The 22,774-nt window shown below is 37.4% G+C and carries 23 protein-coding genes; 4 read left to right on the forward strand and 19 right to left on the reverse strand.

Annotated features, from left to right (window positions below; all coding sequences use genetic code 11):
- Window positions 1-145: 145 nt before the first annotated feature.
- The 14 genes from ACSLUO_RS14525 to ACSLUO_RS14590 form a co-directional block, all read right to left on the reverse strand.
- The gene (locus tag ACSLUO_RS14525; RefSeq protein WP_448249529.1) at window positions 146-565 is read right to left on the reverse strand and encodes a F0F1 ATP synthase subunit epsilon; all 420 of its coding nucleotides are present in this window, start codon (window positions 563-565) and stop codon (window positions 146-148) included.
- A 30-nt stretch (window positions 566-595) separates the two neighbouring features.
- Window positions 596-1,981 (reverse strand): F0F1 ATP synthase subunit beta, encoded by a 1,386-nt coding sequence (gene atpD / locus ACSLUO_RS14530; RefSeq protein WP_448249531.1) that lies wholly within the window; start codon window positions 1,979-1,981, stop codon window positions 596-598.
- 44 nt (window positions 1,982-2,025) lie between these two features.
- Window positions 2,026-2,886 carry a F0F1 ATP synthase subunit gamma gene (gene atpG, locus ACSLUO_RS14535; protein ID WP_448249533.1) on the reverse strand — a complete coding sequence of 287 codons (861 nt, stop codon included), beginning with the start codon at window positions 2,884-2,886 and terminating at the stop codon, window positions 2,026-2,028.
- A 27-nt stretch (window positions 2,887-2,913) separates the two neighbouring features.
- Entirely contained in the window at window positions 2,914-4,455 is a 1,542-nt protein-coding gene (gene atpA / locus ACSLUO_RS14540; RefSeq protein ID WP_448249535.1) for a F0F1 ATP synthase subunit alpha, read from the reverse strand.
- Between the two features lie 14 nt (window positions 4,456-4,469).
- Window positions 4,470-5,003 carry a F0F1 ATP synthase subunit delta gene (atpH, locus tag ACSLUO_RS14545; protein ID WP_448249536.1) on the reverse strand — a complete coding sequence of 178 codons (534 nt, stop codon included), beginning with the start codon at window positions 5,001-5,003 and terminating at the stop codon, window positions 4,470-4,472.
- Between the two features lie 15 nt (window positions 5,004-5,018).
- Window positions 5,019-5,489, reverse strand: a complete 471-nt coding sequence (gene atpF, locus ACSLUO_RS14550; RefSeq protein WP_448249538.1) for a F0F1 ATP synthase subunit B — start codon at window positions 5,487-5,489, stop codon at window positions 5,019-5,021.
- Between the two features lie 41 nt (window positions 5,490-5,530).
- Window positions 5,531-5,752: a F0F1 ATP synthase subunit C gene (gene atpE, locus ACSLUO_RS14555; RefSeq protein ID WP_076417406.1), complete on the reverse strand. Its 222-nt coding sequence runs from the start codon at window positions 5,750-5,752 to the stop codon at window positions 5,531-5,533.
- Between the two features lie 51 nt (window positions 5,753-5,803).
- Window positions 5,804-6,574, reverse strand: a complete 771-nt coding sequence (gene atpB / locus ACSLUO_RS14560; RefSeq protein WP_448249539.1) for a F0F1 ATP synthase subunit A — start codon at window positions 6,572-6,574, stop codon at window positions 5,804-5,806.
- A gap of 18 nt (window positions 6,575-6,592) precedes the next feature.
- Window positions 6,593-6,970 (reverse strand): ATP synthase subunit I, encoded by a 378-nt coding sequence (locus ACSLUO_RS14565; RefSeq protein WP_448249541.1) that lies wholly within the window; start codon window positions 6,968-6,970, stop codon window positions 6,593-6,595.
- A gap of 188 nt (window positions 6,971-7,158) precedes the next feature.
- Complete coding sequence (locus ACSLUO_RS14570; RefSeq protein WP_448249542.1) at window positions 7,159-8,091, reverse strand: ParB/RepB/Spo0J family partition protein; 933 nt, start codon at window positions 8,089-8,091, stop codon at window positions 7,159-7,161.
- A gap of 51 nt (window positions 8,092-8,142) precedes the next feature.
- A complete protein-coding gene (locus ACSLUO_RS14575; protein ID WP_448249544.1) occupies window positions 8,143-8,931 on the reverse strand; it encodes a ParA family protein in 789 nt (262 codons plus the stop codon).
- A gap of 62 nt (window positions 8,932-8,993) precedes the next feature.
- Entirely contained in the window at window positions 8,994-9,617 is a 624-nt protein-coding gene (rsmG, locus tag ACSLUO_RS14580; protein WP_448249546.1) for a 16S rRNA (guanine(527)-N(7))-methyltransferase RsmG, read from the reverse strand.
- 21 nt (window positions 9,618-9,638) lie between these two features.
- A complete protein-coding gene (gene mnmG / locus ACSLUO_RS14585; RefSeq protein ID WP_448249547.1) occupies window positions 9,639-11,528 on the reverse strand; it encodes a tRNA uridine-5-carboxymethylaminomethyl(34) synthesis enzyme MnmG in 1,890 nt (629 codons plus the stop codon).
- A 395-nt stretch (window positions 11,529-11,923) separates the two neighbouring features.
- Complete coding sequence (locus tag ACSLUO_RS14590) at window positions 11,924-12,370, reverse strand: flavodoxin domain-containing protein (protein WP_448249549.1); 447 nt, start codon at window positions 12,368-12,370, stop codon at window positions 11,924-11,926.
- 196 nt (window positions 12,371-12,566) lie between these two features.
- Between ACSLUO_RS14590 and ACSLUO_RS14595 the strand changes: the two genes are divergently transcribed.
- Window positions 12,567-13,430 carry an MlaA family lipoprotein gene (locus ACSLUO_RS14595; protein WP_448249551.1) on the forward strand — a complete coding sequence of 288 codons (864 nt, stop codon included), beginning with the start codon at window positions 12,567-12,569 and terminating at the stop codon, window positions 13,428-13,430.
- Complete coding sequence (locus tag ACSLUO_RS14600; protein ID WP_448249552.1) at window positions 13,431-15,842, forward strand: efflux RND transporter permease subunit; 2,412 nt, start codon at window positions 13,431-13,433, stop codon at window positions 15,840-15,842.
- Between the two features lie 32 nt (window positions 15,843-15,874).
- Here ACSLUO_RS14600 and mnmE read toward each other — a convergent pair whose 3' ends face one another.
- From mnmE to rpmH, 5 genes are all read right to left on the reverse strand, one after another.
- On the reverse strand, window positions 15,875-17,263 hold the full coding sequence (mnmE, locus tag ACSLUO_RS14605; protein WP_448249554.1) for a tRNA uridine-5-carboxymethylaminomethyl(34) synthesis GTPase MnmE: 1,389 nt from the start codon (window positions 17,261-17,263) through the stop codon (window positions 15,875-15,877).
- Window positions 17,264-17,390: 127 nt separating this feature from the next.
- Window positions 17,391-19,037 carry a membrane protein insertase YidC gene (gene yidC, locus ACSLUO_RS14610; RefSeq protein ID WP_448249556.1) on the reverse strand — a complete coding sequence of 549 codons (1,647 nt, stop codon included), beginning with the start codon at window positions 19,035-19,037 and terminating at the stop codon, window positions 17,391-17,393.
- Window positions 19,038-19,043: 6 nt separating this feature from the next.
- Window positions 19,044-19,292, reverse strand: coding sequence for a membrane protein insertion efficiency factor YidD (yidD, locus tag ACSLUO_RS14615; RefSeq protein ID WP_448249558.1), 249 nt, complete (start codon window positions 19,290-19,292; stop codon window positions 19,044-19,046).
- Window positions 19,259-19,615 (reverse strand): ribonuclease P protein component, encoded by a 357-nt coding sequence (gene rnpA / locus ACSLUO_RS14620; RefSeq protein ID WP_448249559.1) that lies wholly within the window; start codon window positions 19,613-19,615, stop codon window positions 19,259-19,261. The genes yidD and rnpA overlap by 34 nt, the downstream gene beginning before the upstream one ends.
- Window positions 19,616-19,647: 32 nt before the next feature.
- Window positions 19,648-19,782, reverse strand: coding sequence for a 50S ribosomal protein L34 (rpmH, locus tag ACSLUO_RS14625; protein WP_448249561.1), 135 nt, complete (start codon window positions 19,780-19,782; stop codon window positions 19,648-19,650).
- A gap of 461 nt (window positions 19,783-20,243) precedes the next feature.
- Between rpmH and dnaA the strand changes: the two genes are divergently transcribed.
- A complete protein-coding gene (dnaA, locus tag ACSLUO_RS14630) occupies window positions 20,244-21,620 on the forward strand; it encodes a chromosomal replication initiator protein DnaA (protein ID WP_448249563.1) in 1,377 nt (458 codons plus the stop codon).
- Between the two features lie 44 nt (window positions 21,621-21,664).
- Window positions 21,665-22,768 carry a DNA polymerase III subunit beta gene (dnaN, locus tag ACSLUO_RS14635; RefSeq protein WP_448249565.1) on the forward strand — a complete coding sequence of 368 codons (1,104 nt, stop codon included), beginning with the start codon at window positions 21,665-21,667 and terminating at the stop codon, window positions 22,766-22,768.
- Window positions 22,769-22,774 lie beyond the last annotated feature (6 nt).

Consider the following 22,774-nt stretch of genomic DNA (forward strand, 5'->3'; position numbering starts at 1 on the left):
TAATCATTACCAAAATAAAAATGCCGTTCAGTTAACGCTGAACGGCATTTTTGATATTTTAGGTATAAAAAAACGACTAATTACCGAGATAATTAATCGTTATTTTGATTCACTAAAACTTAGTGTAAGTTTTTCGAACGGCTTGCTATTTCTTGCTCGTTGCTTGAATTACACGTAATTGTGCAACAGCACGTGCTAGTTCAGAAGCAGCTTCAGCATAATCAATGTCATTACCTTGATCATTTAAGTGCTTCTCAGCACGCTCTTTAGCTTCTAACGCAGCTTGTTCATCTAAATCGTCGGCACGTGTTGCTACATCAGCAAGCACGGTCACATTATTTGGTTGAACTTCTAACATACCGCCTGATAAATAAAGAATCTCTTCTTCACCGCCTTGCTTAACAATGCGTGCCATACCAGGTTTTAGTGAGGTCAGTAAAGGTGCATGACCAGGCATAATACCTAGCTCACCTTCACTACCAGTTATCTGTAATGTTTCAATGCGACCAGAAAACAACGCTTCTTCGGCACTTACTACATTCAGATTTACAGTCATTGCTGCCATGTGACCTCCTAATTGCTATCTAAAGCTAAATTACATTGATTTAGCTTTTTCTAGAGCTTCTTCCATAGAACCAACCATGTAGAAAGCTTGCTCAGGTAAGTCATCATACTCACCAGCAAGAATACCTTTAAAGCCAGCAATTGTGTCTTTAAGAGGAACATACTTACCAGGAACACTGTTAAATACTTCAGCAACGAAGAACGGCTGTGATAAATAACGCTGGATCTTACGAGCACGAGAAACGGTTTGCTTATCTTCTTCAGAAAGCTCGTCCATACCCAAGATTGCGATAATATCTTTAAGTTCTTTGTAACGTTGTAATGTTGATTGAACACCACGAGCAATTTCATAATGCTCTTGACCAACAACTAACGGGTCTAATTGACGTGAAGTTGAATCAAGTGGGTCAATTGCAGGGTAAATACCTTGTGCAGCAATATCACGACTAAGTACAACAGTTGCATCTAAGTGAGCAAAGGTTGTTGCTGGTGATGGATCCGTTAAATCATCGGCAGGTACATATACCGCTTGAATTGACGTGATTGAACCAGTTTTAGTTGAGGTAATACGCTCTTGTAAGATACCCATTTCTTCAGCAAGAGTTGGTTGATAACCTACCGCTGAAGGCATACGACCTAACAATGCAGATACTTCGGTACCAGCAAGTGTATAACGGTAGATGTTATCTACGAAGAAAAGTACGTCACGACCTTCGTCACGGAATTTCTCAGCCATAGTCAAACCAGTCATCGCTACACGAAGACGGTTTCCTGGAGGCTCGTTCATTTGGCCGTAAACTAACGCTACTTTATCAAGTACGTTAGAATCGTTCATTTCGTGGTAGAAATCGTTACCTTCACGAGTACGCTCACCAACACCCGCGAATACAGAGTAACCACTGTGCTCGATAGCGATGTTACGGATAAGCTCCATCATGTTAACGGTTTTACCAACACCAGCACCACCGAATAAACCAACTTTACCACCCTTAGCGAATGGACATACTAAGTCGATTACTTTGATACCAGTTTCTAACAATTCATTAGAAGCAGCTTGCTCAGCGTATGCTGGCGCTTCACGGTGAATTGACCATTTTTCTTTTTCACCGATTGGGCCAGCTTCATCGATAGGCTCACCCAATACGTTCATAATACGACCCAAGGTTTCAATACCTACTGGAACCTGGATATTATTACCTGTGTTTTCTACGTTCAAGCCACGACGCAAACCGTCAGATGAACCCATAGCGATAGTACGTACAACACCGCCACCAAGCTGTTGTTGTACTTCTAGTACTAAACCGCTTAAGTCACCTTCAGTTACATTTAATGCGTCATATACTTGAGGTACAGCATTTTGTGGAAATTCTACATCCACAACTGCGCCAATGATTTGGACGACTTTACCTGTACTCATGTTTAATCCTCTATATTCTGCTCTTATTTAACAAGAACCTTTGCTTACACCGCAGCTGCACCAGCACAAATTTCACCCAATTCTTGAGTAATACTTGCTTGACGCGCTTTGTTGTATACCAATTGTAAGTTATCAATTAAGTCGCCAGCATTATCTGTTGCGGCTTTCATTGCTATCATACGAGCTGCTTGCTCACATGCGAGGTTTTCAACCACGCCTTGATATACCTGAGACTCTGTATAACGAACTAATAATTGATCAAGCAAAGCTTGAGCATCTGGTTCGTATAAATAATCCCAGCGATGTTGAATTTCGTCATCATCAGACTTAGGCAAAGGTAAAAGTTGATCGATTATCGGCTTCTGCGTCATGGTATTCACAAATTTATTGTATACCACGTACAGTCTATCAATATCACCATTATCATAGGCATTTAACATAACCTTTACGCTACCAATTAAATCAGTAACTGAAGGGTTATCACCTAAACCCGAAACTTGTGAAGTTACATTTGAACCCATGTTATTGAAAAAAGACGTTGCTTTTGAACCAATAACACCAAATTCAACTTCAGCACCTTTTGATTGCCATTGTCCGGCATCAACAAGTACTTGTTTAAATAAATTAATATTTAAACCACCACACAAGCCACGGTCAGTAGAGACAATGATATAGCCTACGCGCTTAACTTCACGTTCCGTCATATAAGGATGACGATACTCTAAGTTACCAAGCGCGATGTGACCGATCACATTTCGCATATTTTCAGCGTATGGGCGAGAGGCAGCCATTGCATCTTGCGCTCTGCGCATTTTACTGGCTGCAACCATTTCCATAGCACTGGTGATCTTCTGTGTATTTTTTACACTTCCGATCTTCGATTTAATCTCTTTACCACCGGCCATGACTATCTCTCCGAAAAGGTTAACTAATTACCAAGTTTGCGTTGCTTTGAAAGTTTCAATAGCTTTAGCAAGACCTGCTTCGATATCAGCGTTGTAATCACCTTTTTCGTTGATAGTAGCCATCAACTCAGTTTGCTCACTGTCTACGTATGAACGTAAGGCTTCTTCGAAATCAACTACTTTTTCAATAGCAACATCGTTTAAGTAACCTTTTTCAGCAGCAAATAAAGATACTGCCATTTGAGCAACTGATAGTGGGCTGAATTGCTTTTGCTTCATCAATTCAGTAACACGTTGACCGTGCTCTAATTGTGCACGAGTTGCGTCATCAAGATCTGATGCGAACTGAGCAAAAGCCGCTAATTCAGCGTATTGTGCAAGTGCTAAACGAATACCACCACCAAGTTTCTTGATGATCTTAGTTTGAGCTGAACCACCAACACGAGATACAGAGATACCAGCGTTAACCGCAGGACGAATACCTGAGTTAAATAAGTTAGATTCTAAGAAGATCTGACCATCGGTAATTGAAATTACGTTAGTTGGTACGAACGCTGAAACGTCACCCGCTTGGGTTTCAATAATAGGTAAGGCTGTTAATGAACCAGTTTTACCTTTTACTTCACCGTTAGTGAAACGTTCAACATAAGCTTCGTTTACACGAGCAGCACGTTCTAATAAACGTGAATGCAAATAGAAAACATCACCTGGATATGCTTCACGGCCTGGCGGACGACGTAAAAGTAATGAGATTTGACGATAAGCAACAGCTTGCTTAGATAAATCATCATATACGATTAGTGCATCTTCACCGCGGTCACGGAAGTATTCACCCATAGTACAACCAGAATAAGCTGATAAGTACTGTAATGCAGCAGCTTCAGAAGCTGAAGCAACAACAACGATAGTGTTAGCTAACGCACCGTGCTCTTCTAAGCTACGAACTAAGTTCGATACTGTAGAAGCTTTCTGACCAATTGCTACGTATACACACTTAATGTCTGTATTCTTTTGGTTAATAATTGCGTCTAATGCGATCGCTGATTTACCAATTTGACGGTCACCAATGATAAGCTCACGCTGACCACGACCAATTGGAATCATTGCATCAATTGACTTAACACCAGTTTGTACTGGTTGATCAACTGATTTACGATCGATAACACCAGGTGCCACAACTTCAACTGGCATAAAGCCGTCGTTTTCAATTGGGCCTTTGCCATCAATTGGCTCACCTAATGTATTTACAACACGGCCTAATAAACCGCGTCCTACTGGTACTTCCAAAATTCGGCCAGTACCTTTAACTTTGTCGCCTTCGGCTAGATCCGCATAAGGACCCATAACTACCGCACCTACCGAATCACGGTCAAGGTTTAACGCGATAGCGAAACGGCTGCCAGGAAGTTCGATCATCTCACCTTGCATTACATCAGCAAGACCATGGATGCGAATAATACCATCTGTTACAGAAACGATAGTACCTTCGTTACGAGCTTCACTAACTACGTCGAACTTTTCAATACGTTTTTTGATCAGTTCAGCGATTTCAGTGGAATTCAGTTGCATGCTCTGTTCCCCAGTTAAGATTGCATCGTTGTTGCTAAACGGCTCAATTTACCTTTGATAGAACCATCTATTACCATGTCACCAGCTTTAATAATTAAGCCAGAAACCACGTTTGCATCAACGTTACAGTTGAGCTTTACTTTACGTGCCAAACGCTTTTCAAGCGCGGCGCTAAGTGTCGTTTGTTGTTCTGTTGATAATTCAACAGCAGACGTTACATCCACAGCGATTTCTTTATCAAATTCAGCTTTTAATGAACTAAATTCTTCAACCACCTGTGGTAGCACCAACAGACGTCCGTTTTCAGCTAAAACTTTAATAAAGTTTTGGCCGTTGCTATCAAGTTGTTCGCCACAAACATTCAAGAATAATTCTTGAGCTTGTTCAACACCCATACCACCAGAAAGATGTTCTGTAATGGTTGGGTTTAACGAAACCTCAGCAGCAAACACTAGCATTTCTAACCAGTTATCTACCGCTTTACTTTCAACAGCATATTCGAACGCTGCTTTAGCGTAGGGACGAGCAACCGTTGTCAATTCAGACATAGCTCAATACCCTCTCTAAAGCTCAGCTACGAGTTTATCTAAAATGTCGCTATGTGCAGCGGCATCAATTGAACGTTCAAGGATTTTCTCTGCGCCAGCAATTGCTAAAACAGCAACTTGCTTACGTAGTTCTTCTTTCGCTTGGTTACGTTCAGTCTCAATTTCTGTACGACCTGAAGCTAAGATTTTTTCTTTCTCAGCTTGTGCCTTTTCAGCAGCTTCTTCAACTAACTGAGCTTCACGCTTTTTAGCCGCTTCAATAATTTGAGCAGCTTGCGCTTTAGCTTCTTTTAGTTGTGCAGTTGCTTTTTCTTGAGCTAACTCAAGATCTTTAGCGGCACGGTCTGAAGCAGCAAGTCCGTCAGCAATGGTTGCTTGACGAGCTTCGATGGCGCTAATAATTGGCGGCCATACATACTTCATACAAAAAATTACGAATACGATAAATGCGATTAATTCACCGATTAAGGTCATATTAAGATTCATTTATGTATCTCCTCAAATTCGCGTTAAAAACAACTTAAAAATTAAGCACCAACTGCGAATAATAAGTATAAGCCGATAGCAACACCGATCATGGCAATCGCATCGATAAGACCCGCTACAATGAACATTTTTACTTGAAGTTGTGGTGCTAATTCAGGTTGACGAGCAGCAGATTCTAAGAATTTGCCACCTAATAAACCAAAACCAATCGCAGTACCAAGAGCACCTAAACCGATTAGTAGAGCAACAGCTATATATAACATATTTATCTCCGATTATTTAAAGTTATAAAGTTAAAAAAATTAAGGTTGAAACTAGTGATCTTCGTGAGCCAGACTCAAATATAGAATCGTTAGCATCATGAAAATAAACGCTTGTAATGGGATAACCAGCAAGTGGAACGCTGCCCATAAAAAATGTACTGGCAACTGGAATAAACCAATTGTCGCAATAAGTAAAAATATCAACTCACCAGCATATAAGTTACCGAATAAACGTAACGCTAATGATAATGGACGAGCTAATAAAGTAACCATTTCAAGAATAAAGTTTACTGGATATAACGCCCAGTGACCAAAAGGCTGAGTAGTAAGCTCTTTAATGAAGCCACCAATACCTTTTACTTTAATTGAATAGTAAATAATTAAAATGAATACACCTAAAGCTAATGCAAAGGTCATGTTTGGATCGGTAGTAGGTACCGCTTTCATGTAATGAACACCAAACAATTCAAAAATACGTGGAATTAAATCAACTGGCACCCAGTCCATTGCGTTCATTAATAATACCCATACGAATATAGTTAATGATAATGGCGCAATTAATGGGTTTTTACCGTGGAAAGTACTCTTAACACTGTCGTCAACAAACTCAACAACCATTTCAACAGCACATTGCAATTTACCAGGAACGCCAGTAGACGCCTTTTTTGCAACTGAACGGAAAATGTATAAAAAGACCAAACCTAGAAATATTGACCATCCTAGCGTATCTATGTGAAGAGCCCAAAAGCCTTCTCCAACAGTAAGATTCTGCAAGTGATGTTTAATATATTCTTGGCTGGTTATTTCAGCACCTGAAGCCATATTAAATTACCCTAAAGATTAAAGTTTAAATAAAATTGGTGTTAGTAATGAACTGATCACTACCAAAAAATACGTTACAAATAAGGGAACAGGCACTATCACTAAAAATTTAAAGGCGAGTGCAAATAAAAAAGCCGTTAACCCTAATTTTAATTTTTCGCCACTGTAAAAAGAGTCCATGACCTTTTCCGACGAACTCGCTCCCGCATATTTAAATGCTTTATAAGCGAAAACAACATTAGGAATAATACAGATAACACCACCAGCTAATGCTGATTGGGCATAACTGAATCCCCAATAAAAATATATTACTAAAGATAGACTTAACGTAACGAGTAGCGAAACAACTAACTGCTGACGTGCTAATTTTCGGCCTGGTTTAGCTAACTGATTCACGACCGAAGACTCCAAACGAAATAATTCGTACAATCCATCTTGTTTTCAAGAAATTTTCTATCTCTCAAAAGTCTGCGCAAGTATACGCATTCCCGTGTTTTTTGCAACATAATAGGACGCATATAGGAAATTTTTATATTAAAAATTCACAATATCTATTATCCGCGTAAATATTACCCGTGAAAACACTAAAATGAACGAAGTCTGTCAACAATTGCATCCAATTCTGTCAAGCTAGTGTATGAAATTACCATCTTACCTTTGCCTTTTTTATTGTGTGAAATTGCCACCGCTGCGCCAAGTTTGGCCGACAAATTTTCAGCCAGTTGTTCAGCTTCAGGATCTTTGGCTTTTTCCACTTTTTCTTTTTCTGGCGATAGTGCTTTTTTAACTAACGCTTCGGTTTCTCTTACGGTTAATTCTTTTGCGGCAACAGTTCGTGCAATTTCTGTTTGTAATTCATTTTCTAATGACAACAGGGCACGGGCATGGCCCATTTCAATATCACCATGTTCAAGTAAAGTTTTTACGTCATCATTTAATTTATTTAAACGTAATAAATTACTAACCGTGGTACGTGATTTTCCTACCGCATCAGCGACTTCTTGATGGGTTAATTCAAATTCTTTCATTAAGCGATCTAAGGCAATCGCTTCTTCCATGGCATTTAAATCTTCCCGTTGAATATTTTCAATTAACGCTATTGCTACTGCCGCTTCATCAGCAACATTTTTAATTAAACAGGGAATTTCTGTAAGTTCGGCAAGTTTTGCTGCGCGCCAGCGGCGTTCACCCGCAATAATTTCATATTTATCATCGGCAATTGCTCTAACCACAATCGGTTGAATAATACCTTGTGAGCGAATTGACGCTGAGAGCTCTTCAAGGGCATCAGCCGACATATCTTTACGTGGTTGATATTTACCCGGTTGTAATAAATTAATGGCTAATAATTTTAAATCGCCGTCTTTAGCAACAATATCTTCAATTGATTGATTTTCTTGCTGCTCGCTTGAATTTGATTGATTAGCATCAGCGCCATCTTCGCTAGATTGACTAGCTGCTGGTGTTAATAAAGCATCTAGGCCGCGACCTAGACCTCTGCGTTTTGATGGGCTCATAAAAATCCTTGAGAATTTATTGTCGGTTTTATTTTTATTTTTTAATCGATGTTAAGCGTTAGCAGCCATTTTTAACTGCTCTTGCCTTCTTAATACTTCCCCGGCTAAGGCCAAATAAGCTTTTGCTCCGGTAGATGATTTATCGTAATACATTGCTGGGGCACCAAAACTCGGCGCTTCAGCTAAGCGAACATTGCGTGGAATGACACTACGATACACTTTGTCACCAAAATGACGTTTTAATTGCTCTGATACATCATTAGCTAAACGATTACGTGGATCATACATAGTACGTAAAATTCCTTCGATATGAAGGTCACCATTTACTACTGACGTTAACTGAGAAATAGTATCCATTAATGCCGTTAATCCTTCCAAGGCATAGTATTCACATTGCATTGGCACTAATACTGAATCCGCCGCTGTCATTGCATTAACGGTTAACATGTTTAGTGAAGGAGGGCAGTCAATAATGATAAAATCGTAATAACTTTTTACTGGGGCTAAGGCATTTTTCAGTTTTTGTTCACGAGCAAACACTGACATCAGCTTAATTTCAACGGCAGTAACATCGGAATTTGCAGCAATTAAATCGTAAAGCCCTGTTGTTTTTTTAACAACGACTTCATCGAATGGTTTTTCATCCACTAATAATTCATAACTGGTAGCAGGGACATCGTATTTATCAACGCCGCTTCCCATTGTCGCATTGCCTTGTGGATCAAGGTCAATTAATAGCACTTTTCGCTTAGTAGCAGCTAACGATGCCGCTAAGTTAACCGATGTTGTTGTTTTACCAACTCCACCTTTTTGATTGGCAACCGCGATTATTTTTCCCACAAGAACCTCAAGAATTTATGTCATTTAATAAGTTAGTCAGCAAAACTTAACCTACTTATTAATTATGATATTTTGATTAACTCAATTACGTGTCTTTCAGCATTCAAGTTTGGCACTGTAATTTCATGCACTTGCTTAACTTGAATATTATCCGGTAATAATGCCATTTCATCGCTCGGTTGCACACCTTTTAATGCATAAAAACAACCGTTATCTTTTACCAGATGCTGACACCAATCCACCATGTCTAATAACGAAGCAAAAGCACGACTTAAGACACCATCAAATTGCTGTTCTTGATAATTTTCTACCCGTGATAACACCGGCGTGACATTTTCAAGTTTTAATTGAAAGACAACTTGACGTAAAAAAGTGATCCTTTTGCCTAAACTGTCTAATAATACAAAATTTCGTTCAGGATACAAGATAGCTAATGGAATACCAGGTAAGCCTGGCCCTGTACCAACATCAATAAAGTCATGTCCTTGCAGTACTTTACCTACCATTAAACTGTCGAGAATATGTTTAATTAACATTTCTTGAGGATCTCGAACAGAGGTTAAGTTATAGGCTTTATTCCATTTATTTAACAATTCAACATATTGAATAAGTTGGCGTATTTGTACTTCATTAAGCGCTAAATCAGTTTTAGCAATTAAGTTTTCTAATGTTGCTGTAAGTGACATATTGATGACTAAACTTAATCCTTAAGCGGTTTTACGTAACAAACCGTGTTTTTTCAAATACACGAGTAATAATGAAATAGCAGCAGGGGTTATACCAGAAATACGAGAAGCTTTACCAATAGTTTCCGGACGTGAATCTGATAACTTAGCGATCACTTCATTTGATAAACCTGAAATCTGACTGAAATCAAAATCAGCAGGAATTATCGTGTTTTCATGACGTTTTTTCTTTTCTATTTCATCAAGTTGACGATCAATATAACCTGCATATTTTATTTGAATTTCAACTTGTTCTGTTGCTTGTAGATCAGTAATGCCTGGACCAAAAGCTTCAATTTTCATTAAATCTTCATAGTTAGTTTCTGGACGACGTAAAATATCTTCCAGTGATGCTTCTCGGCTAAGAGGCGCTTTCAACATGCTATTAATTTGTTCGATAGCCGCATGATCTTTATGAACCCAAGTTGATTTTAAACGTTGACGTTCTAATTCAATGGCTTCCATTTTTTCATTAAAACGCTGCCAGCGTGTATCACAAACTAAACCAAGTTCACGGCCTTTTTCTGTTAAACGGATATCAGCATTGTCTTCACGTAATAACAAACGGTATTCAGCACGAGAGGTAAACATGCGATAAGGTTCTTTAGTACCTAATGTTGAAAGATCATCAACCAGTACGCCTATATAAGCTTGATCACGACCAAGAATTAAAGGATCTTTTTCTTGTACTCGTAATGCGGCGTTGGTAGCCGCCATTAAACCTTGTGCACCAGCTTCTTCATAACCGGTAGTACCGTTAATTTGACCAGCAAAATATAAATTATTAATAAATTTGCTTTCAAGGGTTTGTTTTAAATCGCGAGGATCAAAATAATCATACTCAATAGCATAACCAGGACGAGTGATATGCGCGTTTTCAAAACCTTTGATCGATCTTACCAGATCCATTTGGACATCAAAGGGTAAGCTGGTTGAAATACCATTAGGGTAAATTTCATGGGTGGTTAAACCTTCCGGTTCAACAAAAATTTGGTGCGAATTTTTTTCAGAAAAACGATGTATTTTATCTTCAATTGATGGGCAATAACGAGGCCCTATACCTTCAATAACACCAGTATACATAGGTGATCTATCTAAACCACTACGAATAATATCATGGGTTTTTTCATTGGTGTGGGTAATAAAACAAGGTATTTGTCTAGGGTGTTGATCGGCAGAACCAATAAACGAAAAAACAGGTCTTGGTGTGTCACCAGGCTGTTCTTCCATCACAGAAAAATCTAAAGTTCTAGCATCTAAACGAGGTGGTGTACCCGTTTTTAAACGATCCATTCTAAAAGGCATATCACGTAAACTTTTTGCTAAGTTTACTGATGCAGGATCACCTGCACGGCCACCTTGATAATTGTTTAAGCCAATGTGTATTTGGCCTGCCAAGAAGGTACCAACTGTTAAAACAACCGTTTTGCCTTTAAATTTTAACCCCATTTGTGTTGAAACACCGATCACTTGATCGTTTTCTAAAATAAGATCGTCACACGGTTGTTGAAAAATGGTTAAATTTTCTTGGTTTTCTAAATAGCTTCTAACAAAAGATCGATACAAAGCGCGGTCTGCTTGGGCTCTAGTTGCTCTAACCGCGGGACCTTTACTTGCATTTAAGGTTCTAAATTGAATTGCTGCATGATCGATCGCTGTGGCCATTAAACCACCTAAAGCATCAATTTCTTTTACTAGATGGCCTTTACCAATACCGCCTATGGCTGGATTGCATGACATTTGACCAAGGGTGTCAATGTTATGGGTAAGTAATAATGTTTTGCAGCCCATACGAGATGAAGCTAGAGCTGCTTCTGTTCCAGCATGACCACCACCAACAACGATTACGTCAAATGCGTCTTGATACCACATTATTTAAAACCTGAGACTAAATTTAAAGGGCAGTTATTTTAACTTTTTTTATTGCTTAGGGGAATGTTAAATATGTTTAATTTTGAGATCTAGATCTTTAATAAAATATAAAGATCTATTTAAAGATCTTATTACTATTACTTATTAGGATCGTTCTTTTCTGTTGATAACCCATTTTTACCTAATAATATCAATAACTTTAAAACGATCCAAAGCTGTGATCAAACATTGATCAACTACCGTATAAGCTATGATCAAAAGCGTGTTTTATCCACAAGACTAGATCTTATTTTTTTCACACACTGGATAATAAGATCTAATTCATGGGTTAATACAGAGTTTATCCACATAAGGGCTAAAAATTAGTTAAATTTGTGGATAACCCTTTAGTAAGATCATGATAACTGATCTTTATGATCACATATCCATTGTTGACTGAGTTCTTCAGGATCTATATCTGTACTCATATCAAGTGTTAATAACGGTAGTAATTCTTTACAACCTTTTGATATTAAAGTACTTCTGGTTTTTTTTGCCGCTTCACAAAAAGTATCGTAATTTGAATCACCGATCCCGATCACAAAAAAAGGCATGTGGTTAAGATCTTGATCACTATTTTCTAGATCGTAAATAAAGCTTTGGATGTTGTCAGGATGATCGCCTGCGCCATGTGTTGATGTACAGACTAACCAGATCTGATCTTGTTGTGGAATATTGGCAAATTCGGGTGATAAATGAACAGTTACTTGATGCCCTAATGAAGTTAATGTCTCTTCACATGCTTCAGCAACATATTCTGTGCCACCTAGCATACTGCCAACGATAATTTGAAATGACGCCATGAGTTACCTTTATTTAATAAATAATTATCATTATATTTTTAGGGCGACTTAGTTAAAAGGTTTTAATATTGTTATTTATACGGAATGGTATTTTCGTCATCTAAATTGTAACTTTGTTTGTTATTGTCGTGCGTGTTGAGCTATTTAATGTTTATATGCGTATATAGGCTGTGCTTAAGTTGAAAGGATATTCATTTTGCTAACATTTTTTATTAATAAGCGTTATCGCTTAGTTGCTAAAGTTCAGCGAAGTTTTGTGGTTATATTAATACTTAGTTTATTAGCAGCCTGTTCTTCATCACCAAAAGAGGTAATAGGGGAGGAGCATGTTGTTAAGCAAACTGAAACTGCTGAATTAGGGCCTTATGAAGTGCAGCCAACAGCACCTTCGGTGGTGAGCTATCAAGTTATTGAAGATCCTTTAAGGTTTATCAATGAACCTATTTTTACCTTTAACGATGCTATTTATGAACATGCCTTGAGTCCGTTTAGTCGTGGTTATCAAGCTGTAGTGCCTGCGCCAATCGATCAAGGTATAACGAATTTTTTTAATAATTTAACTGAACCTGTTTCTGCAATTAATCACTTGTTGCAAGGTAAGTTTACTCGTTCAGGAAAAAATTTATCACGGGTATTGATCAATTCAACGATTGGGTTATTTGGTTTATTTGATCCAGCAAGCCATTGGTTTGACATTAATGAAGAGAGCAGCAGCTTTGCAAAAACGTTTGAGCATTATGGTGCTGAGCAGGGCGCTTATCTTGTACTGCCTTTTTTAGGGCCTAGCGATGTTAGAGGTTTAGTTGCGATACCGTTTGATCGTTATGCGCATCCATTAAACCATATTAATGATGATGAAGCGGCAACACAGTTACAGATCATTGACGGTATTCATGGCCAAATTCCGTTATTAGCGAATTATCCAAAAATGTTAAACGATGTTGATAACCGTTATGAATTTATTCGCAATTTATTTATGCAGCGTAGTAAAAGAGATCAAGAATTTAGTGGAAAGCCTGCCAGTAATGGTGAACAAGCTAAAGTTGAGGAAAAGCATTAAATGACTAATGTTAATGCGCCTGCGAAGTTTACAGGTTTAATGGCAAAAATTATTTGTTTTTGCTTTGTTGTTTTAACCGGATTTTTGTCTTGGCAAGCCACTCACTTTGAAATTGACGCGTCAGCGGATACCTTATTAGTGGAAAATAATCGTCATCATATTATTAGCCAAATAAGTGATCAGCGTTATGGTGCGCAAGAGTTTATTTTAATTGCTTATAAACCTAAAAATGGCGATATATTTTCCCATCAAGTTTTAGCTAAGCTGGCCAAATTAGGTAATGAAATATCAAAGATTGAACGGGTAGCGCAAGTTCGCAATATTACCAATGTTCCTATTTTTGCCACGGCTAATAATTTTTCAGGTGATGTTGATAAACTAACTTGGCAAGCGCAAAAATATGCCTCTGAGTTATTACAGAAAACTTTAAAAAGTCACCCTTTATATGAAGGCTTGTTAATTAATAAACAGCAAACGGCATTATCGTTACAAGTGGTTTTTCAAGCGGATGAAACACTTGTTAAATTACAAGCAGATAGTATTGCAATTAAACAACATTTATTAACTAGGGAATTAACAGAGCCTGAAAAACAGCGTTTAACTGAGCTTAAACATAAACAAGATGAACTCACTAAAGCGCTTGATAAAACACGTATCGAAGAAATTAATAAAATTCGCACCATTTTGCAAAACTATGGTACAGAAAGTGAGTTTTATTTAGGTGGTAATAATTTATTAGCCTATGAATTAATTAATATTATTGAGAATGATTTAGCCCTTTTTGGCGGTATTATTTTATTTTCAGTTATTGTTATCTTAGCGTTTTTATTTCGTCAATTTAGTTGGGTATTTTTACCTATTTTTTGTTGTGCGGTAAGCGTGATTTTAACGTTAGGTTTACTGGCTTTATTTGAACTTAAAGTGACGGTTATTTCAGCCAATGTTATCGCTTTGCAGATCATTTTGTCACTGGCGATGATTATTCATTTAATTGTGCAATACCAAGAGTTTGTAGAAACCGCTAGTTATAAAAATCAAACAAGCTTGGTACTGGCAACCATTAAAAGTAAGTTAAAACCGTGCTTTTTTGCTGCCATCACGACAACCGTTGGCTTTGCGACGTTAATTTTTAGTACGGTGCAACCGGTGATTAGTTTTGGCTGGATGATGGTAATTGCCATGTCGGTTAGCTTTCTGGTCAGTTTAGTGTTTTTTCCTGCACTATTGATTGTCTTTTTTTCGCCGCAAAACAAAGTAAAAAAACACGCACTGATTGAAAAATCGATGTCGGGTATGGCTACTATGGTTAACCATATGCCAGGTAAAATTACCCTAATAACTTTGATCTTAACGCTAGTGGCAGGGGTCGGTTGTTTTAAGTTAACAGCGGAAAATAGCTTTTTAAATTATTTTTCAGAAGCTACCGATGTTAGGCGTGAGCTGACTTTTATTGATCAGCAATTTGGTGGCTCAACCACTTTTGACATTCTTTATAAAATTCCGCCACAACAGCAACAACAAAATTTAATTTTAACAGCAGACACAGTACAAACCATTACTGCCATCCAAACCATGCTGAGTCAACAAAAAGCAATTGGCAATATTACTTCAATTGCTGATTTTACGCGGATTGCACAAGTGGTAAATGGTAAACCGTTAACTGAATATGAACTAACCGTGTTATATAGAAGCTTAGATAAAAGTATTCAACAAGATTTATTTGGTGCTTATTTTTCTCAAGCTGACAATGAACTGCGGATAAGTACGCGTATTCAAGATAGTTATAGTGAACTTAATCGTGCCGATTTATTAAAAACAATTCACCAACAATTAGCTCAATTAGGCTTAGCAGAAAGTGATTATCAGCTAACAGGTTTATTTGTTTTATATCAGGATATTTTAACTAAATTAGTTGATTCACAAATAACCACGTTATTAATGGTTTATGCAGCCATGACAATTATTTTAATGGTTGTGTTTTCATCGCTAAAAATTGCACTAATTTCACTCATACCCAATATCATTACTACTACAGTGATCATGGGGATCATGGGGTGGTTTGCCATTCCATTAGATTTGATGACTATTACCATAGCCACGGTTGCCATGGGAATTTCTATGGATGATACCATTCATTATGTGCATCGTTATTTGGAGGAACAGTCAGCCTGTAAGCAGCAGGGGGCTAAAACATCATCAACTCAGCTTGATATTATTAAGCAAACTAATTTATCAGTTGGTTATGCCCTAATGTACACCACAGTGATTATTATCATTGGCTTTGGCATGTTGGTGTTTTCTAATTTTGTGCCTAGTATGTTGTTTGGTTTATTAACCAGTATTGCTATGTTTATTGCATTAATCACCGACATGACCATATTGCCGGTGATGTTGAAAAAATATTTAAAGTAGATTGAGGGCAAAGGTGCTCTGATTGGCTCAGGTTATTTACCAATACAAAATGACGAGAATATTTGGCCTAATAAATCATCACTGGTAAATTCACCGGTAATTTCATTCAGCTCTTGCTGACAAATTCGTAGCTCTTCCGCTAATATTTCACCGGCAACATAAGATTCAAGCTGGTCTAAGCCAGTTAACAAATGCTGATGGGTGTTTTCTAATGCCACTAAATGGCGACGTCGAGCCATAAAGCCACCTTCAATGCTACCTTGGTATCCCATAATGGTTTTAAGGTGCTCGGTAAGCTTTGACAGGCCATCTCCTGATTTAGCAGATAACGTTATAACCGGTTTACCATCTTGCTCAATATAACCGGTTTGTGCGCCACTGATGTCTGCTTTGTTGCGAACAATAGTCACGCCCATATTTTCAGGCAGTTGTTGGAAAAATTCTGGCCAAAATGCGTGTAGATCCGTTGTTACGTTTTCTAGCTTAGTACAACTGGAATCAACCATTAATAACACGCGATCCGCTTGTTTAATTTCTTGCCAAGCTCGTTCAATACCTATTTGTTCAACTTTATCGGGGCTTTCACGTAAACCAGCAGTATCAATAATGTGAAGCGGCATACCATCAATATGAATTTGCTCTGATAAAACATCACGAGTGGTACCTTCAATATCAGTAACAATGGCTGACTCTTTACCACTTAAGGCATTTAATAAACTTGACTTACCCGCATTTGGTCGGCCAGCAATAACTACCCGCATACCTTCACGAATAATACTGCCTTGTTTGGCTTGTGCTTGCACGTTTTCAACACTAGTGATGATGTTTTTTAAGTTAGCCACCACTTTTTTATCAGCAAGAAAATCAATTTCTTCTTCAGGAAAATCAATTGCTGCTTCAACATACATACGTAAGTGGATGACATCTTCAACCAATTGATGAACTAGCTTTGAAAAATCACCTTGTAATGAATGTAAGGCACAACGCGCTGCTTGTTCTGAATTTGAGTTAATTAAATCGGCAATGGCTTCTGCTTGCGTTAAATCCATTTTGTCGTTTAAAAACGCTTGTTCACTAAATTCACCAGGTTTAGCCATACGTACTTTGGGTAATGCGACAATTTCTTTGAGTAGCATATCTAGCAAAACCGGGCCACCATGACCTTGAAACTCTAAAACATCTTCACCGGTAAAAGAGTTAGGCGCTTTAAAAAATAGCGCGATACCTTGATCGAGTGCTTGTTGGTTTCGATCATAAAAAGGTAAATATTCTGCTTTTCTCACCTCAGGCACTTTACCTAATATTGCTTTAGCAACGTTTACGGCTTCAGGCCCTGAAACTCGAATAATGCCAACGCCACCTCGGCCTGGTGCTGTTGCTTGTGCGGTGATGGTTTCTTGGTTAGGTGAAAGCTGGTTCATAGCAGTATCTCAAATCATTTAATGTCAGTATTTTACGTTATTCGTTTAGTTAAAAAAATAGCCGTAAAAAGAAAGGCGACCTATGAGGTCGCCTTGTCTAGTATTTTTAGCTTTTAATTAGACCAAGTTAACTGGCTTTTTTAAGCTTTTCTTTTTCCATGCCAGCAAAAATAATTTTCATTTGAACAATAGAAATTAAGTTACTGACTAACCAGTATAAAACTAAGCCTGCAGGGAAGAAGAAGAAGAAAATTGAAAATACCACTGGCATATATTGCATAATTTTTTGCTGCATTGGATCTTGTATGGTCATTGGCTGCATTTTTTGCATAACAAACATACTTAACCCCATTAATGCCGGTAAAATATAATAAGGATCTGATGATGATAAATCGTCAATCCATAAACCAAAGGTGGCATGGCGTAATTCAACACTTTCTAAAAATACCCAGTATAACGCTAAGAAAATCGGCATTTGAATTAATATTGGTAAACAACCACCGGCCGGATTTACTTTTTCTTTCTTATAAAGTTCCATCATGCCTTGCGACATTTTCTGACGATCATCACCAAAACGCTCTTTTAATTGCGTAATTTTTGGTTGTAAGTCACGCATTTTTGCCATTGAGGTATATTGTTTTTTCGTTAGTGGGTACATACCACCTTTAACAATAACGGTGATCAAGATAATAGCGATACCCCAGTTACCAACAACACCTTGAATGGCCGTTAATAACCAAAATAATGGTTGGCTGATCATGAATAAGAAGCCGTAATCGACAGTTAGGTCTAATCCTTCAGCGATTTTTTCTAATTTATCTTGAGTTTTAGGGCCAACATATAAAGTAGCTGAGGTGCTTGCTTGTTCGTTGGCTGGAATAATAACAGTTGGTGCTTTAAAACCGATAACGGCATCGCCAGTATTGGTTTTATATTGAGAATATAAAAAGTTATTATCTTCTGCTTTTGGTACCCAAGCTGATACAAAATAATGCTGTAACATCGCAACCCAACCACCTTGAGTAGTTTGGTTTAAGTTAACGTCAGCAATATCTTCAAAATCATACTTTTCGTATAGCGATTCAGTAGTTGAATAAGCGGCACCACGGTAAGTAGGAATAAATGCTGAGCTTTGTTCAACATAACTTGATTGTTTTAATTGTGCATAAAGCTCAACACTGGCATCAGTTGCGGTATTGTTGGCTATATTATATTCAACAGTAATTGCATAATTAGCACGATTAAAAATGAAGTTTTTGGTTACGCTTAAACCATTTACATCTATGTAGGTAAGTGGCACCGTAATTGATTGCTCGCCATCAGCTAAGCTATATGATGTAGCAGCCGTATGGTAAATAGGGCGACCTTTAACTAAACGGTCTGGGCCATTTGCTCCGGTTAAACCACTTTGTGCAATATATTTTTGCTTACCATTTTGCATAATGGTTAGTGGAATACCACTGTGTTGCTCAGTTTCATATTGTAGAAGTTTTACTTCAACAATATCACCACCTTGACTATTGATTTTTGCTTCAAACACATCAGTTGTCACGGTAATTAATTTTGCTGATTTACTAACTACAGGAGTTGATGATACTGGTGAACCGGCTGCAGGGGCAGGCACAAAGTCATCATCATTATTTGGATTATTTTCAGTGCTGGTTACTGCTTGTGGTTGCTCTACCACTGGTGCATTTTCTATTTGCCATTCTTGAAAAAGCAAAAAGGTCACTACCATTAGCGCAATAAATAAAAAACTGCGTTGAGATTCCATAAGTAATTATTTCTCTTTCTTGTTAAGTGGAACTGGGTCAAAACCACCCTGATGTAAAGGATGACATTTTAGTATACGTTTGCCTGCTAACCAACACCCTTTTAGCACACCAAAGCGATTAATTGCTTCAATTGCGTAAAAAGAACATGTGGGATCGAATCGACAGTTATTACCAAGTAAAGGACTGAGTAATATTTGATAGCCTTTAACGAATTTTATCGCTATTTTTTGTGACGTCGATTGATTTTTCGCCATATGCTTTCAATTTGTTGGTTTATTTCTTGGTTATCAAGTTTATCGATGCCTGACTTTACCATGACGACCATATCAATGCTTGGCAAATTATGACGATTTAAACGAAAGCTTTCTCGAATTAAGCGTTTAATTCTATTTCGTTCAACGGCAAGTTTTACTCGTTTTTTAGCTATAGCTAAGCCCAAACGGTTATCGTCTGTAGGATTTTGAGTAATTAGAATAGTAAAGTGTTGAGAAGAAAAACGTGAGGCGTTTTCAAATACATTTTTGAAATGACCGGGAGTCAATAATCTTGACTCCCGATTAAATTCGTAAGTAACCATTGGTTACTATCTCTCTAAACGAGGTTCAGAGATTAGGCGCTTAAACTTGCACGACCTTTAGCACGACGACGAGCTAAAACAGCACGACCGCTTTTAGTTGCCATACGAGCACGGAAACCGTGGTTACGTTTACGCTTAAGTACGCTTGGTTGAAATGTTCTTTTCATTACGCTAATTCCGCTGGTTGATGTTGCCCCGGCAAAACAAGCCTTAGTGAGCACACTGTGTCTAAAAAAAGAGGCCGAATAATATAGCCGATAGAGTTATTTGTCAATCATATTCAGATAATAATTATAATTAGATCTGCAATAGGATCCTCAGGATCTTAAGTATCCACAGTTTTTTAACATTTTTGTAAAATTTCTTTTAATAATTAAGAGATATTTGCTTAGATATGGCATGTATATTTCCTTACTTGTATTTATTCACTTTTATCTCTAGGTCATTTAAAACGCGAGATAATTGAATTTTTTTTAGTAAAAAATGGCTTTTATTGTTTGTCAATATTGAACTTGTGGATAACTAGGGTGATAATAGCCCGCATATTATAAAAATTATTCATTTGATCCTTCAAAACCACTTCTTTGGTTCTATTTATAAGGTGACAATCTTTCTTTAGGAGTTATGAGTGGGCCATTCACTCTGGCAAAGTTGCCTTTCTGTGTTGCAAGAAGAATTACCAGCACAACAATTTAGTATGTGGATTAGACCTCTCCAATGCGTTGTTGAAAATAATATTATGACAATTTACGCACCTAATCGCTTCGTTCTAGATTGGGTTAGGGAAAAATATGTCGATCGTATCAATGAATTAATCACTTTTAATGAATCTTCAAATCCACCTTTATTGCGTTTTGACGTAGGCAGTATTCCAAATATTGCCGGTAGTGATTCAGCGGCTGACACTGTTACTAAAATGCCAACGTCGTCAAACAACCAAAATAGCAATAATGCGCCGGTTGATAATCAAACTAATATTCCTAAAAAAACCAATGTTTTTGTTAAATACACGTTTGACAATTTTGTTGAAGGTAAATCGAATCAGTTAGCGCGAGCAGCAGCATCACAAGTTTCAGATAATCCCGGTGCAGCTTATAACCCATTATTTATTTATGGTGATACCGGTTTAGGTAAAACCCATTTACTACATGCGGTTGGCAATGGCATTTTAATGAAAAATCCCAAGGCCAAAATTGCTTACATGCATTCAGAGCGCTTTGTTCAAGACATGGTTAAAGCACTGCAAAATAATGCGATTGAACAATTTAAACAATATTACCGTTCAGTTGATGCCTTACTTATTGATGATATTCAGTTTTTTGCCAATAAAGAACGCACACAAGAAGAGTTTTTTCATACCTTTAACGCGTTATTAGAGGGTAACCAGCAAATTATTCTAACCAGTGACCGTTATCCAAAAGAAATTAACGGTGTTGAAGATCGTTTAAAATCACGGTTCGGTTGGGGATTAACAATTGCTATTGAACCGCCAGAGCTTGAAACCCGTGTTGCGATTTTAAAACGTAAAGCTGATGAACGTCATATTAACCTTGCTGACGAAGTTGCTTTTTTTATTGCTAAGCGTATTCGTGCTAATGTACGTGATCTTGAAGGGGCGCTTAATCGAGTAATAGCGAATGCTAATTTCACCGGTCGTCAAATTACCATTGATTTTGTTAGAGAAGCATTACGAGATTTACTTGCCTTACAGGATAAGTTAGTTACTATCGACAATATTCAGCGTACAGTAGCTGAATATTACAAAATTAAAGTCTCAGATCTACTTTCTAAACGAAGAAGTCGATCTGTGGCTAGACCTAGACAGGTTGCAATGGCATTATCTAAGGAATTAACTAATCATAGTTTGCCTGAAATAGGCGATGCTTTTGGTGGTCGTGATCATACAACTGTTTTACATGCTTGTCGGAAAGTGAAACAGTTACGTGAAGAAACTCACGATATCAAAGAAGATTATTCAAATTTAATAAGAACGTTGTCTTCATAAAAATTAATATCAGATATTAAACGTCTAAAAGTTAGGGTAAAGCGATGAAATTTTCATTAAATAGGGAATTGTTACTTCAACCATTATTATTGGTTTCAGGTGCTGTTGAACGTAAAAGTACCTTACCAATTTTAAGTAACGTATTGTTAGAGGTTAGTGGGCAATCACTTACTTTAACAGCTACGGATTTAGAGCTTGAAATGGTTGCGTATAGTGAAATTGAAAATCAAGGTGATGACGGTAAAATTACTATTCCAGCGCGTAAACTTTTAGATATTTGTAAAAGTTTACCTGATGGTTCAATGTTAACTTTTGAATCTGAAGCAGATACCGTAAAAATTAGTACAGGTAGAAGTAAATATTCACTTTCTTCTTTACCGGCCAATGATTTCCCTAACATTGAACAATGGCAAGGTGACGTAGAATTTAAGTTAACCAAAGCAGAGTTATTACGTTTAATTGAAAGTACCCATTTTTCAATGGCTAACCAAGATGTTCGTTATTATTTGAACGGTATGTCTATTGAAACTGAAGGTACTGAAATTCGTTCAGTAGCTACTGATGGTCATCGTTTAGCGATTTGTAAAATTTCAAATGCTCAATTAACACTTCCAGCTCGTCAAGTGATCATACCTCGTAAAGGTATTTTAGAAATTATTCGTTTATTAGATCCGGTTGACGAAGAAATACAAATATTTTTAGGCTCTAATCATGTCCGTATTATTGATGCTAACTTCTCATTCACTAGCAAATTAGTTGATGGCCGTTTCCCTGATTATCGCCGTGTTTTACCAAGAAACGGTGACAAAATATTTGAAACCAGTAAAGATGCGTTGCGTCAGGTATTATCTCGCGCTTCTATTTTGTCGAATGAAAAATTCAAAGGGGTTCGTTTAAATTTTGATCCAACAGAATTAAAAATTACTGCGAACAACCCAGAGCAAGAACAAGCAGAAGAAGTAATAGAAATTAATTTTCCTTACGAACCGTTAGAAATTGGTTTTAATGTCAGTTACGTGCTTGATGTTTTAAATGCTATTAAAGATGAGTCGGTTAAATTTACTTTAGCTGATGCTAATAGCAGTGTGGTTATTGAAGGTTCAGAAACAGGTGAAGCGCTTTATGTGGTTATGCCAATGCGTCTTTAATTCATA

Source organism: Thalassotalea agariperforans (genome assembly GCF_053470345.1).